Source organism: Vibrio sp. ED004, assembly GCF_023206395.1.
Classification (GTDB): Bacteria; Pseudomonadota; Gammaproteobacteria; order Enterobacterales; family Vibrionaceae; genus Vibrio.
Genome location: NZ_CP066150.1, coordinates 1,148,562 through 1,161,804, shown reverse-complemented (window position 1 = coordinate 1,161,804; position 13,243 = coordinate 1,148,562). Strand labels below are relative to the sequence as shown.

Below are 13,243 nucleotides of genomic sequence, written 5' to 3'. Positions count from 1 at the left end.
ATTTCTAAAAGAGCTTGCTAACTAACGAGCAAGCTCCAAAATGTTGCGTTGTATGAAGGTGTTTCTGCCACTTTGCTTTGCTTGGTAAAGCGCTTGGTCGACCTTTTCGTATATAGAAGCGATGGACTCGTCACCTTCAGGGACGAATGAGAGCACGCCTTGTGACGCTGTCACTCTATCCGATACGGTGGAGTGATCATGGGCGTAGTTCATCTCATGCAATGCTTCTTTTACTCGAGTCGCGTGTAATTTAGCGGCTTCGCTGTCCGTGTCGCTTAAGATCAAAACAAACTCTTCACCACCGTAGCGGCCAACAAACTCTCCCGCACGAACGAACAGTTGTTTCAAGGTATTGGCAAGCCCTTGTAAGCACTTATCCCCTTGAATGTGGCCGTAATTATCGTTGTAAGGTTTAAAGAAGTCTACATCTAGAAGTATGACAGTCATGGATATATTACGTCTTCCGTGCCACGCAATGCTCTCTTCAAGCTTAGTATCCATATATCGACGGTTGTATAATTTGGTTAAGCCGTCTTCGTTGGCTTGTTGTTGCAGGAGTATATTGAGTTCTTCGAGTTTCGCGGTACTTTGTTTTAACTCACGCCTCATGTGCGCGATACGTTGCATCGCAATCAATTTAGAATTGAGGACTACTTTGTTTACCGGCTTGATAAGGTAATCATCACCACCAGCATCAATCGCTTTGGCGATCATTTCTGGCTCTTCATGACCACTCAAGAAGATGATAGGTACCCACTCTGGGAATTGTCGACGAACCTCATTAGCGACCTCAAAACCATCCATGTCTGGCATGCTGATATCAAGTAAAACAAGTTCAGGATCAAAATCAGAATAGACGTTCAGGGCTTCTTTTCCGCTACCGACAGCTTCCACGATATGACCCAGTTGCTTGAGTCGAATAGCAAGTTGCATCCTGTCTAGTTGAACATCATCAACCAGCAATATGCGCATCGAAGATCCCTTTTCTATCATCACATCACCTTTATCTAGTGTTGAATATTCAAAGTAGCTCAAATTTGGGCTTAAATCATGCCCTAATCTCTATATTATATTGACTTTTTTACAGATCTTTTTAGCATTGTTTCTTTTTAAAGAGAAATACTATGTCAGACGCTACAAACAACGAAGTACAAGAAATCGATTTAACCACTATCTCGCCAGAGCTTCGCCAAGTTATCGAATTTGATGAAGTGCCTAAAGAGATGCACAACATGGTTACTTCTATTCATGAGGTGTCTGAAGAAGCAGTGCGTGAAACTTGGAGCAGCCTTCCAGCAAGCGCACAAAATGTTTTGGACAACTTCGAGCAATTCCACGCTCTAATCTCTGTTAGCCAAGCTTTTGCTGGCGTAAACATGATGGAAGAGTTCCCTACTCTTAAACTTCCAGAAGGCATGACTGACGAAGAAAAAGAAGAGTACCGAGCTCAACTGCTTGACCAAATTTTACATAACTGCGTAAAAGACATGGCTAAGCAAATCAAGAAAGCTCGTCGTGATGCTATCTTGAAGCGTGATTTTAAAGAAGTTTTTACTAAGTAAGTCGCCAAGCGCCTAACTTTAGGCTAGCGCCAACAGTAATACTGATGACTAAGCCGCATGTTGCTTCAGCAAGCGGCTTTTTTGTACCTGCTGCTTTTTCTCTTAGTCAATTATCTGTTTACTCATCGATATGTCACCTCGTTAAGCCATTGCATAAATAATATGCCTTTGCACTCATACAGTGTGGCTCAAAACTGGCAGTTATACCGTATAAAAATGACGCATGTCTCCATTCATGGAATCAAGGTCCTATTTTCAGTGCATAGAACCGGCAATATCGCGACAATATCGAAATGCTGATCTAGTCAGATTTAATGTGTCACCGCAATATCTCGTTGAGCAACACTCACACCTTTGATCTGCGCATAAACGCGTTGGCCAATTTCTAGATTAAGTTCGTCCAATGCCCACAAGGTGATGGTTGCCCATAAGTAGCATCCAGGCTCCAACTCTAACTCAACGGCAACACTCTGCTTGTTTGTGCCCTGCTGGTGAGTCTCTACGCTTTTAATGGTCACAGGGAGGATGTTACGTATAGATGTGCCTTGCGGCTGTTCTAGCGCGATTGAGACATCATTTGCCCTAACTTGCAGCCTAACTGTCGCACCAATCTCACTCGATACCTTCTGAACCCATAACGACGTCGATTTTCCAAGTGTTAAACGAGATAGCGCATAATCATCATTGTGCTCCGCGAGAGTCGCTTCAAACAACGAGCTTTGTTCAGAGAAAGATTGCCAAGGCTGCATGGCTCTTGATGCCCATACTTCTTCCGTGACACCCGAAGATATCACTTTGCCCTGATCGATAATGACCAAGTGATTCGCCAAGCGTAAGATCTCGTTGAGACTGTGCGTGACATAGATAATTGGGATTTGCACCGTTTCGGATAAGTTCTCCAAAAACGGCATCACTTCACGCTTACGAGGTAAGTCAAGAGAGGCTAAAGGCTCATCCATCAATAGAATGCTCGGCTTAGACAACAAAGAACGGCCAATCGCCACACGTTGCTTCTCTCCACCTGACAAACGTGCAGGATAACGATCAAGTAATGAGCCCAAAGACAACAATGACACGATTTGCTCAAAATGCGCCTTATCACCGCCTTTCATTCCATATTTGAGGTTCGCTGACACCTTCATGTGTGGAAACAATCGCGACTCTTGGAACACATAACCCACATTACGTTTGTGAGTCGGCAAGTTAATGCCCTTGTCACTATCAAACAAGGTGATCCCTGATACGCTGATCAATCCTTTGTCTGGCTGTTTAAGGCCACTAATCGCATTAATAAGTGATGTTTTACCCGCACCAGAACGACCAAAAATAGCCGTGATGCCACTACTTGGTAGTTCTAGGTCAATATCGAAGAAAGTTTCGCCAAGCTGTTGTTGGTATTGGAGGATCAAAGCACTCATGCATTGCCTCCTAGTCGTTGTGCCGACTTCTTATTGAGCCATTCAGAGAGCATCAATGAGCCCAGCGCTATCACAATAGAAATCACACACAAACGTGCTGCTTCCATCTCTGCACCAGGGGTTTCAATGAAGGTGTACATAGCGAGAGGAATGGTCTGAGTTTCGCCGGGGATATTTGAAACGAAGCTGATCGTCGCGCCAAACTCACCCAAGCTTCGTGCGAAAGAAAGCATGGTGCCAGTAATGATCCCTGGAATCATAAGAGGCAATGTAATGGTGAAGAACACGTGAATAGGTGACGCGCCCAATGTGGCTGCCGCTTCTTCCAGTTTGCTGTCGACTGTTTCTAAGCTAAGTCGGATAGAGCGAACCATTAATGGCAACGCGACAACAACACACGCCAATGCCGCTCCCTTCCAGCTAAAACTAAATACAATACCAAACACCTCATTTAACCAAGAACCAATAACGCCTTGTCTCCCCATCATCACTAACAACAAATAGCCAATGACCACTGGCGGGAGAACCAAAGGCAGATGCACGATGCTCTCTACAATGCTTTTGCCAACAAATTGTTTCTTAGCAAGTAGCCAAGCTAAGCCAATGCCGATAGGAATCAACCATAAGATGGCAAACCCAGCGACTTTCAAGCTCAGTATTAAGGCTTGGTATTCGTATTCCGATAAGTAACTCATTTAACGCACTTCAAATCCAAAACTGTTCAAGATGTCCTTCGCTTTTTCTGTGTCTAGGAAAGTATAGAACTCTTCTGCAATCACTTTTTCGCTCATTTTCGCTACAGGGTAACGTATTGGGGTGTGCAAATCAGACGGAAACGTCTCTACTAGATTCACTTCTTTAGAAAGCAACGCATCGGTTTTGTAGACAATACCGAGTTTGGCTTCACTGCGTTCGACTAAAGCCAGTGCCATACGAACATTGTTACTTGGTGCCAATCGAGTGCTCACATCGTCCCATACACCTAACGTTTCTAATGCTTCTTTCGCATAGATACCCGCAGGAACAGACATTGTGTTGCCTACTGCAAGTCTTTCATTCGTCAGTAGTTTAGTCCATTGCTCACCCTGTGAGAGGTCCAACGATACCGAAGAATCTTTAGGGGCAATCAGCACAAGCTCGTTCTCACACAAATTAGTGACATTGTCACTAGAAACGTATTTTCGGTCGACTAAATGCGTCATCCATTTTTCATGGGCTGAGATAAAAATATCTGCTGGTGCCCCTCTTTCAATCTGTCTCACCAAAGATGATGTGCTGGCATACACAGGAATAACATCAACCGTATGGTTCTTTTCAAACTCTTCAACCAATAGGTTCACCGCGTTGGTCATAGACGATGCAGCGTAAACTCGTAGCTTTTCTGCCGCTAGAAGGTGAGTCGAACTCAACGAAGTCGTTAATGCTAAGGTGACAAGGGTGACTAGCTTTTTCATTGTTCTCACTTATCTATTGTTCGTTTGATTTCTTAACCGATATTTCCAGTTCAAACCTAGGCTTTAAGCTCAGGCCAAAACAAATCAAGATTTAAGTGCTCTTCGATAGCATCAGCGATTCGATTAATACCCAACTCTTTAAGTTGTTCATGGTCAATCGCTGTTACATCACTGGCTCCTGCCCATTCGCAGATAAGCGATAACGCATCGCTGTTATCAAATACGCCATGCAGGTAAGTACCAAAAATCGAGTTATCTTGATTTACCGCGCCATCAAGGCTGCCTGATTCTAACTGAACCGGTAAAACCGTTTCATTGACATCAGTCCTACCTACGTGAATTTCGTAACCTTTTACTTGCGCTGTTTTTCCATCTAGCGTCATGGTGCCACGCACGTTAGTTAAGGTTTTCTGCTGCGTTAAGGTCGTTTCAGTATCAAGATACCCTAACCCTTCACTACTGCCAGGTTCACCCTCGACACCATCGGGATCGTGAATGATGTTTCCTAGCATTTGGTAACCACCACAAATGCCCATCACTTTGCCACCTAAACGTAAGTGACGTTGAATGTCTTTGTCCCAACCTTGCTCTTTTAAGTAATCCAAATCGGCTCTTACTGACTTTGTACCCGGTAGGATGATCAAATCCGCGTTATTAACACGCTCGCCTTTGCCCACATAACGTAAATCAATCGAAGGATTGAGCCTTAGCGCATCAAAGTCTGTGTGATTGCTGATTCGGGTTAACACCGGAACCACGACCTTAAGCTTAGCTTCTCCGTCAGACTCTTGAGCAGACGTAATGGCATCTTCCGCTTCAAGGTTAAAACCATGCAGGTATGGTAATACGCCAATTACTGGCTTACCGGTTTTCTCTTCTAACCAATCTAGACCCGATTGAAGCAGCGCGATATCGCCTCTAAAGCGGTTAATCACAAAGCCCTTTACGCGAGCTTGTTCAGATTCAGATAACAAAGCTAATGTGCCGTAGAGATGCGCGAACACGCCGCCACGATCGATATCAGCCACGATGATGACTGGGATATCCGCTTTCTCAGCAAATCCCATGTTGGCGATATCATTTTCACGTAGATTGATTTCAGCTGGGCTGCCCGCACCTTCAATCATCACGCTTTCGTATTCAGCAGAAAGTCGGTCAAATGAATCGATCACCGTATTCATCGCGACTTTCTTGTAATCGTGATAACCCGTCGCTTCCATATTACTCAGCGCGCGGCCTTGCAGAATTACTTGTGCGCCCGTATCTGAGTTTGGTTTCAGCAATACAGGATTCATGTGAACCGACGGTTCGATATTACAAGCTTGCGCCTGAACCGCTTGAGCGCGACCAATTTCACCACCATCTTTTGTCACTGCGCTGTTTAAAGCCATGTTTTGTGGCTTAAACGGTGCCACTTTAATGCCTTTTCTGGCCAATACACGGCATAAACCTGCCACCAAAACACTTTTTCCGGCATCTGACGTTGTCCCTTGAACCATAAGGGCGCTTAATGGTGCTCGCATTCGTACTTCAATCCTTAATGTTTTATTCAATTTATAGCTATAAGCAATCTTTCACTTCCACCATCTTAACGCCATTGCCGAGTAGATGCTCAATAAAATGAATGGAAAATGAATACCTTACTCACTCTGGATTCAACCCTAGTGTTGTTTAATAGCTCCATCGAAACGCAGCTTACAAACGAAAATAAGCGCATCAACAAAAAACTTACTAACAAAATGAAATGTTTCAAATTCAGAACAACATTTCTAACAAAAACAACACTAAGGGATTCATCATGAAAAAAACTGTATTAGCTATCGCAACCACTATTATTCTTGCTCCTACTTTCGCAATGGCTGGTGACCACAAAGATAACAAACACGAGAGCCCTATTGCTTACACTGGACCAATTGAAACCGTATCTGTTGCTACACTACTTGAAAACACAAGCATGTTCTCAGAGCAGGACGCGATTGTAGACGGCAAGATTGTTCGTCAGCTTAAGAATGACACGTTTATCTTCTCTGACGGCCAGAGCGAAATTCAAATTGAGCTGGATGACGATATCCACTTAGCACAACCGCTAACGGCAGATACTAAAGTTCGTATCTTCGGTGAGTACGAAGGTGGTAAAACACCAGAGATCGAAGTTGACCACATTCAAGTGTTGTAAGCTTCAAAACTCAAAGATCTCGCTTTAAATAACGAGCTCCAATAAATTGGCCTGCATATTGCAGGCTTTTTTGTATATACTGCCGAAAATACAATTTATATGGAGTCACCATGCTAGGTCGCACAAACAAGACTGTCCTTCTGGGGTTAGCTGCACTGTGTTCATTCTCTGCGTCTGCAAACAACTTTAACTACAACACATTCGAGCTACGCATGGGTACAAGCCCGAGTACTTTCGGTGGTGAAATGACGACAATGTTCACCCAGAACTCTCACTTCGTTGCACGTATCGATTCTGAGTTTGAGAGCGATTGGGATGCGGCTGTAGGTATGGGATTTAACGGTCCAATTAGTCAATTTGCTGACGTTACAGGCCAAATGCTGTTACACAACATTGAGCGTAATGACGACAACCACATTAAAACTGAAATCAACATCGGTTTAAGAGCTTGGTTAATGGCGAACGTAGAAGTTAACGCACGTCTAGGTCAGCTGATCGACAACGACGATACGCGTTCAATTGTTGGTGTTGGTGCGCGTTTCCACTCTACTGATCAACTTTCTGTTGGCCTAGATATGCGAAACAATGGTACTTACGGTCACCAAATCCTAATGTCAGCTCGATTCGGTTTCTAGAACCAATACACAGCTAAAACATGGTAAGTAACTAATTTTGTTTTCAGCCCTAAACCACCTACTTCAGTAGGTGGTTATCATTCAGTTTGGCTTTGCCTGTAGTTCTACCCATGTTAAATGCTCCCTTGATTTTTAGCGAAGTCAAAGAGGACAAATAACATGAGCAGATATAATCAAGCTTCCCACGTATTTTGGAGATGTCAATATCACATAGTGTGGACACCAAAGTATCGATTTAGGATTTTGAAAAACAATGTAGGTAAAGAAGTTTATCGATGTATAAACGTTTACTGTAATCAACTTGGATGTGAAGTCGTTGAATTAAACGTTCAAGTTGACCACGTGCACTTGGTAGTAAAAGTTCCGCCTAAGTTATCGATATCCAAGTTGATGGGCGTATTGAAAGGCAAAATAGCTTTAAAACTCTTTAGTAAATTTCCATATTTAAGGAGAAACAAACTCTGGGGTAACCACTTTTGGCAAAGGGGCTATTTTGTCGATAGCGTAGGGGTTAATGAAGAAATCATTCGACGCTATGTAAGACATCAAGAGAAAAAAAGAGCGCGTGAGCAGCAGCAATTGGCGTTGGACTAAACAAAGGCCCCCTTTTAGGGGGCTCACATAAAGCCACCTTCTTTAGAAGGTGGTAATTTACTAAGATTAAATTACTGTGCCAAGCTTCAAGGCTAATCGATTTTCATACTGATTAGCCTTAATTGCCCTCTTATTATCTCCTGCTTTGTTTCGATCTTTTTGGTGCAAAAACCTAAAATCCTTTCGATCCTTCTCCGCACTAAATCTTTGTTTTAAAGTTATTTTTGTATAACAAATTTATTAATAAAAGGTAATTGATAAAACCACTTTACGGTAGTACGACGTACTGATACTCTCTTCCGAAATTCAAACAGAGTGAAGTACCGTAAATGGATTTTGGCAACATTTCAATCAAGAACAAATTAACATTGATGTTTGTCATCGTTATTTTCGCGATGACAATGATTCAGACGTATATAACAGGGAAGCAACTTCTTAACGAAACCTACCGCTCTATTCAGCAGTATTCGACAACCCTAACCAATGCCAATGTATCGGGTATCGAAAAATGGGTTGCAGGACGCATCAACGTGGTTAACGCAGCCAAAGATGCGTTCAAATACACCGATGACCCAACCAGTTACTTCACGCAGAGCACCAACGCAGGTCAATTCCAAATCGCTTACGCAGGCCTTTCTGATGGCCGTTTTCTACAAGGTGTAGACTTGCCGGTCCCTCAAGGTTATGACCCTCGTACCCGTGATTGGTACAAAAAACCAATGGCAACGGGGCAAACCGTAGTCACCGACCCCTACATTGATGTGGCAACCAATGACCTTGTGGTCACCATCGCTAGCCCATTTAGTACTAACGGTTATTCTGGTGTTATTGGCGCAGACCTTAATCTCAATACATTGATCAAAGATGTCGTGAGTATCGAGCAGCCTGGCGTTTACGCATTCCTTGTCGATGGAAAAGGTAATATCGTTGCCCATAGGGAACGCAATCTTACGCTTAAATCGATTTCAAACATTTCAAGCAACCTATCAGCTCAAAAGATTCAATCACTCGCTCGAGACCCCGAATTTGAAGAACTGACAATCGACGGTGCGGAATCTCTACTCTCGGCACAGAAAGTCCCACACACCGATTGGTATTTCACGGTTGTTATCGACAAAACCAAATCTTTTGCCTCTTACCGTTCACTACTTCGTCAATCGGCGATCTTTGGCCTTGTTCAACTTGCCGTTATCGCCTTTGTGGCAATGTTTATCATCAAGAAGGCGCTTGCGCCATTAACGACGCTAAGCTCGGCGATGGAAGCACTGTCTAAAGGTGATGGTGACTTAACACAGCGTATTACAGTAAACAGCAAAGACGAAATCGGCACGTTAGCGCATCACGTCAACGCTTTCATCGCTAAGCTTCAAGAGATCGTGCGTGATATTGCTGACTCTTCTCATCAGCTTAATCAACAATCTGAAGTCAGTACCAATGTTGCGCGCCAAACCAGTGAAGGCTTGTCGGTACAGCTTCATGAGATTTCACAAATTGCCACAGCGGTACACGAGATGTCGGCAACGGCAGAAGAAGTGGCAAACAACGCTCAAATGACGGCTGATTCCGCGATCGGTTCTACGGAAAACTGTGAACAAGGCAAGCAAGTGATCATTCGTAACTAAGATTCGATCACCAACCTAGCCCAACAAGTTGAAAACGCATCCGGGATCATTCAAGAAGTTGAGAAAAATGCACTGGATATCAATGCGATATTGGCAACAATTTCAGACATTGCAGAACAAACCAACCTGCTCGCTTTGAACGCGGCTATTGAAGCAGCGCGTGCCGGTGAACAAGGTCGTGGCTTTGCGGTAGTGGCAGACGAAGTTCGTGTTCTCTCTCAGCGTACTCACAGTTCTACTGATGAGATTCGTGAAATGATTGAGACTCTGCAGAAAAACAGCGTAAGTGCCGTGGAATCAATGCAGCGCAGCCAAGATTTGGCACAGTCTAGTGTCGATGATGCAAACAATGCGACGACAGCATTAGAAGAGATCGCGACGTCGATCCAACAGATCTCGGATATGGCCTCACATATCTCAAACGCGGCGTCTGAGCAAAGAACCGTAACTGGCGAAGTGAGCAAGAACATTCAGTTAGTTAATGATGTGTCAGACAATATGTCGACTGAGGCAGATAACTCTCGTCAACTTTCTGAAGAACTGCGTGGTATCGCCCAACAGTTGAACACCCAAGTACAGTTGTTCAAATACTAGTTAGGTATTTAGATCTAGCCCAAACAAAAAGCCCCCGACCACTTACGTGTTTGAAGTGACCCCGTAAAGTTGGACATTTCTGTTAAGCGGCTTTCAAGGCCTGAGTTCGATATTCCATCGGAGTCAGGCCTTTTAGTTTCACTTTTATACGTTTGGTATTGTAGTACTCGATGTATTCTTTAATTTGCTCTATCAGAGCATCTGCATCTTCAAAGCTTTGGTTGTGATACATCTCTGTTTTGAGTAAAGCAAAAAAGTTTTCAGCAACAGCATTATCCAAGCAGTTACCTTTTCTCGACATGCTTTGCGTTAACCCACTCTCCGCTACCTTTTTCTGATAGTGTCGATGACGATATTGCCAACCTTGATCGCTATGTATAATTGGCTTTGAGTTGGGTTTAAGCGTAGATATAGCCTCCGTCAGCATATCCGTGACAAGCGGCAAACAAGCATTTTTGGCCACTCTATAAGCAACCACTTCCTGAGTAAACAAGTCGACAACGGGAGACAAGTATACTTTCTGCTCTTTGACTTTGAACTCCGTGACATCAGTTACCCATTTTTCATCGGGTTGAGTCGCACTAAAATCTCTTTCAAGCACGTTAGGAGCAGTTGTTCCAGACTCACCTCGGTATGAACGATACTTTTAATCCTGACTGTCGATTTAAGGTTGAGCTGAGCCATAAGCCTTTGAACCGTTTTATGATTGAGCACGAAACCCTGATTTTTTAATTCCAAGTGAATACGGCGGTAGCCGTATCGGCCCTTATGTTCATGATAAATTGACTTTATCAACTGCAGCTCACGTTCGTAGCTATTTGGGCGCTTGCTTGTTTGAGCCTGATAATAAAAGACACTTTTGCCAGCTGTAGAGTGTGCAGTAAGTGCTTCAACGGGTACTGGCCTTTAAGAGTTAGAGCTATGACCGCTTTTTCTTTGTTCGACGGTTTTTTCCTGCTCCAACTCTTCCAACTTTTTTAGAACGGCATTCTCGGTTCGTAAGTAGACCAACTCCTCTTTTAGCTCCTCAAGTGTCATTTCATTATCAGGCTTAGTGGTACGTTGAGGTTGCTGTTTCATTGAGGGTCTTCCTTTCTGGCGCATTTTGAGCCCCTTGATACCGAGCTCATTAAATCGTTTGAGCCAGACAGAGAGTATCCCAGGGGATGAGAGGTTTAATACTGCGCTAGTGTGCGTGAGAGACCATTCATTCGTCCACATTAAATTCAATGCTTTTCGTTTTGTCTGAGCAGTAGCAGCATGCTTAGTTGGTAAAAATGAAGCAGTGCCGTGGATGGCAAACACTTGAGCCCAATACCGAACCTGTCTTGACGAAATTGAATATTGTTTGGCTAAGTAGAGAGATGACGTGCCATCTAAGTATTGCTTAGCAATGATACATTTTAGCTCTCGGCTATATTTGGACATAAAAAGACCCCCAATAATTGGTGTCCAACTATTGGGGGTCAGTTCAGTTCGGGGGCTTTTTATATTCTCATGTCGATGAAGCGTTAACTTTTATAGGTTAACCATCAACATCTTTTTCTGGTGATCTAGGTACTCTTCGTAAGTACCTTGGAAGCTCACTAGCTGTTGGTCTTTCACATCAATGATGTGTGTTGCCAATGAAGAGACAAACTCACGGTCATGGCTCACGAAAATAAGCGTGCCAGTGTAAACCTTAAGTGCATCGTTTAGGGCTTGGATTGCTTCCATGTCCATGTGGTTGGTAGGTTCGTCCATTACAAGTACGTTGATGTCTTGCATCATTAGCTTGCCGAATAACAGACGGTTTTTCTCACCACCAGAACAGTTACGAGCTTTCTTGTTCGCATCGTCAGCCGTAAACAGTAGACGACCAAGAATACCGCGTACCATCAGATCGTCGTGCTTCGCTGTACGCCATTGTGAGATCCAATCGAAGATGCTCAGGTCATTATCAAAATCCTTAGTGCTGTCTTGTGGGCAGTAACCTACAGAAGCATTTTCAGACCATTTAACGATACCTTCGTTCTGCTCTAACTCTTGAACTAGACAGCGTAGCAGCGTGGTTTTACCCACACCGTTCTCACCGATAACCGCAAGACGCGTACCTGCTTCAAGCAGCAAATTACCACCAGCAAACAGTGTTTCGCCATCGAAGCCGTGACCAAGTTCTTGAAGTTCAAGCGCTTGACGGTGCAGTTTCTTGCCTTCACCGAAATCAATTGATGGACTCATACGGCTCGATGATTTCACTTCATCAAGCGTGATTTTGTCCATTTTCTTAGCACGTGAACTTGCTTGCTTCGCTTTAGATGCGTTAGCACCAAAACGGTTTACGAAGTCTTGAAGCTCGCTGATCTCAGCCGCTTTCTTAGCATTGCTTGCTAGAAGTTGTTCGCGAATCAAGCCAGATGCTTCTAGGAAGTACTCGTAGTTACCTGGGTAAATACGTAGCTCACCGTAGTCGATGTCCGCCATGTGCGTACATACAGAGTTCAGAAAGTGTCTATCGTGCGAGATGATGATCATTGTACATTTACGTTGGTTTAGCTCTTCAGCCAGCCAGTTGATCGTGTGAATGTCCAAGTTGTTGGTTGGTTCATCAAGTAGCAGGATATCTGGGTTTGCAAACAGCGCTTGTGCCAATAACACACGCAGTTTCCAGCCTGGAGCAACTTGCTGCATCAGACCGAAGTGAAACTCTTCTTCGATACCCGCTTGAATCAGGATGTCACCCGCACGGCTTTCTGCTGTGTAACCGTCCATTTCTGCGAATTCGCTTTCAAGTTCAGCGACTTTCATACCATCGTCTTCGCTCATTTCTGGCAAAGAGTAAATACGGTCACGTTCTTGTTTTACTTCCCACAGCTTTCTGTCGCCCATGATTACAACGTCGATAACGCTGTACTGCTCGAATGCGAACTGATCTTGGCTCAAAACACCCAGTTTTTCTCCAGGAGTGATAGAAACGTTGCCCGAACTTGGCGTTAATGCACCACTTAGGATTTTCATGAACGTTGATTTGCCGCAACCATTAGCGCCGATCAAACCATAGCGGTTGCCGTTACCAAATTTAGCAGAGATGTTTTCAAACAGCGGCTCTGCGCCAAATTGCATTGTGATGTTCGCGGTAGATATCAAAGAACTAATTCCTAAGCGTGTACTGACAGATAATTATTAGGCAGAAAAACTAGCCTAAATAA

The 13,243-nt window shown here is 43.8% G+C and carries 14 protein-coding genes; 6 read left to right on the top strand and 8 right to left on the bottom strand.

Annotated elements, in window-relative coordinates; all coding sequences use genetic code 11:
- Positions 1-21 precede the first annotated feature (21 nt).
- Positions 22-993, bottom strand: coding sequence for a diguanylate cyclase (locus ITG10_RS22690; protein ID WP_176679666.1), 972 nt, complete (start codon positions 991-993; stop codon positions 22-24).
- Between the two features lie 131 nt (positions 994-1,124).
- On the opposite strand from ITG10_RS22690, the gene ITG10_RS22685 reads away from it, so the two are divergent.
- Positions 1,125-1,562, top strand: coding sequence for a DUF3069 domain-containing protein (locus tag ITG10_RS22685; RefSeq protein WP_017632818.1), 438 nt, complete (start codon positions 1,125-1,127; stop codon positions 1,560-1,562).
- A gap of 311 nt (positions 1,563-1,873) precedes the next feature.
- Here ITG10_RS22685 and modC read toward each other — a convergent pair whose 3' ends face one another.
- From modC to ITG10_RS22665, 4 genes are read right to left on the bottom strand one after another with little or no spacing between them, the layout of a single operon-like run.
- On the bottom strand, positions 1,874-2,980 hold the full coding sequence (modC, locus tag ITG10_RS22680) for a molybdenum ABC transporter ATP-binding protein ModC (protein ID WP_017632817.1): 1,107 nt from the start codon (positions 2,978-2,980) through the stop codon (positions 1,874-1,876).
- The gene (gene modB, locus ITG10_RS22675) at positions 2,977-3,675 is read right to left on the bottom strand and encodes a molybdate ABC transporter permease subunit (RefSeq protein ID WP_017632816.1); all 699 of its coding nucleotides are present in this window, start codon (positions 3,673-3,675) and stop codon (positions 2,977-2,979) included. The genes modC and modB overlap by 4 nt, the downstream gene beginning before the upstream one ends.
- Positions 3,676-4,434, bottom strand: coding sequence for a molybdate ABC transporter substrate-binding protein (gene modA / locus ITG10_RS22670; RefSeq protein ID WP_017632815.1), 759 nt, complete (start codon positions 4,432-4,434; stop codon positions 3,676-3,678).
- 56 nt (positions 4,435-4,490) lie between these two features.
- The gene (locus ITG10_RS22665) at positions 4,491-5,957 is read right to left on the bottom strand and encodes a cobyric acid synthase (RefSeq protein WP_017632814.1); all 1,467 of its coding nucleotides are present in this window, start codon (positions 5,955-5,957) and stop codon (positions 4,491-4,493) included.
- A 275-nt stretch (positions 5,958-6,232) separates the two neighbouring features.
- On the opposite strand from ITG10_RS22665, the gene ITG10_RS22660 reads away from it, so the two are divergent.
- From ITG10_RS22660 to ITG10_RS22640, 5 genes are all read left to right on the top strand, one after another.
- A complete protein-coding gene (locus ITG10_RS22660) occupies positions 6,233-6,610 on the top strand; it encodes a NirD/YgiW/YdeI family stress tolerance protein (RefSeq protein ID WP_026084444.1) in 378 nt (125 codons plus the stop codon).
- 110 nt (positions 6,611-6,720) lie between these two features.
- Complete coding sequence (locus ITG10_RS22655; protein WP_017632812.1) at positions 6,721-7,245, top strand: hypothetical protein; 525 nt, start codon at positions 6,721-6,723, stop codon at positions 7,243-7,245.
- 159 nt (positions 7,246-7,404) lie between these two features.
- Positions 7,405-7,839, top strand: coding sequence for an IS200/IS605 family transposase (tnpA, locus tag ITG10_RS22650; protein ID WP_248386908.1), 435 nt, complete (start codon positions 7,405-7,407; stop codon positions 7,837-7,839).
- A gap of 329 nt (positions 7,840-8,168) precedes the next feature.
- On the top strand, positions 8,169-9,461 hold the full coding sequence (locus tag ITG10_RS22645) for a methyl-accepting chemotaxis protein (RefSeq protein WP_017632371.1): 1,293 nt from the start codon (positions 8,169-8,171) through the stop codon (positions 9,459-9,461).
- Between the two features lie 6 nt (positions 9,462-9,467).
- A complete protein-coding gene (locus tag ITG10_RS22640) occupies positions 9,468-10,055 on the top strand; it encodes a methyl-accepting chemotaxis protein (RefSeq protein WP_277619154.1) in 588 nt (195 codons plus the stop codon).
- A gap of 82 nt (positions 10,056-10,137) precedes the next feature.
- Here ITG10_RS22640 and ITG10_RS22635 read toward each other — a convergent pair whose 3' ends face one another.
- The 3 genes from ITG10_RS22635 to ITG10_RS22625 all read right to left on the bottom strand — a co-directional run bounded on the left by ITG10_RS22635 (position 10,138) and on the right by ITG10_RS22625 (position 13,157).
- Positions 10,138-10,656, bottom strand: coding sequence for an IS3 family transposase (locus ITG10_RS22635; protein ID WP_248386906.1), 519 nt, complete (start codon positions 10,654-10,656; stop codon positions 10,138-10,140).
- Between the two features lie 305 nt (positions 10,657-10,961).
- Positions 10,962-11,483 carry a helix-turn-helix domain-containing protein gene (locus ITG10_RS22630; protein WP_248386715.1) on the bottom strand — a complete coding sequence of 174 codons (522 nt, stop codon included), beginning with the start codon at positions 11,481-11,483 and terminating at the stop codon, positions 10,962-10,964.
- Positions 11,484-11,573: 90 nt separating this feature from the next.
- A complete protein-coding gene (locus ITG10_RS22625; protein ID WP_017632433.1) occupies positions 11,574-13,157 on the bottom strand; it encodes an ABC-F family ATPase in 1,584 nt (527 codons plus the stop codon).
- Positions 13,158-13,243: the final 86 nt, after the last annotated feature.

Excerpts from the sequence above, each read along its gene's own strand:
- modA (WP_017632815.1), bottom strand. The coding sequence starts at position 4,434 with ATGAAAAAGCTAGTCACCCTTGTCACCTTAGCATTAACGACTTCGTTG.
- ITG10_RS22630 (WP_248386715.1), bottom strand. The coding sequence starts at position 11,483 with ATGTCCAAATATAGCCGAGAGCTAAAATGTATCATTGCTAAGCAATAC.
- ITG10_RS22655 (WP_017632812.1), top strand. The coding sequence starts at position 6,721 with ATGCTAGGTCGCACAAACAAGACTGTCCTTCTGGGGTTAGCTGCACTG.
- tnpA (WP_248386908.1), top strand. The coding sequence starts at position 7,405 with ATGAGCAGATATAATCAAGCTTCCCACGTATTTTGGAGATGTCAATAT.
- modC (WP_017632817.1), bottom strand. The coding sequence starts at position 2,980 with ATGAGTGCTTTGATCCTCCAATACCAACAACAGCTTGGCGAAACTTTC.
- ITG10_RS22690 (WP_176679666.1), bottom strand. The coding sequence starts at position 993 with ATGATAGAAAAGGGATCTTCGATGCGCATATTGCTGGTTGATGATGTT.
- ITG10_RS22625 (WP_017632433.1), bottom strand. The coding sequence starts at position 13,157 with ATGCAATTTGGCGCAGAGCCGCTGTTTGAAAACATCTCTGCTAAATTT.
- ITG10_RS22665 (WP_017632814.1), bottom strand. The coding sequence starts at position 5,957 with ATGCGAGCACCATTAAGCGCCCTTATGGTTCAAGGGACAACGTCAGAT.
- ITG10_RS22645 (WP_017632371.1), top strand. The coding sequence starts at position 8,169 with ATGGATTTTGGCAACATTTCAATCAAGAACAAATTAACATTGATGTTT.
- ITG10_RS22685 (WP_017632818.1), top strand. The coding sequence starts at position 1,125 with ATGTCAGACGCTACAAACAACGAAGTACAAGAAATCGATTTAACCACT.
- ITG10_RS22660 (WP_026084444.1), top strand. The coding sequence starts at position 6,233 with ATGAAAAAAACTGTATTAGCTATCGCAACCACTATTATTCTTGCTCCT.
- modB (WP_017632816.1), bottom strand. The coding sequence starts at position 3,675 with ATGAGTTACTTATCGGAATACGAATACCAAGCCTTAATACTGAGCTTG.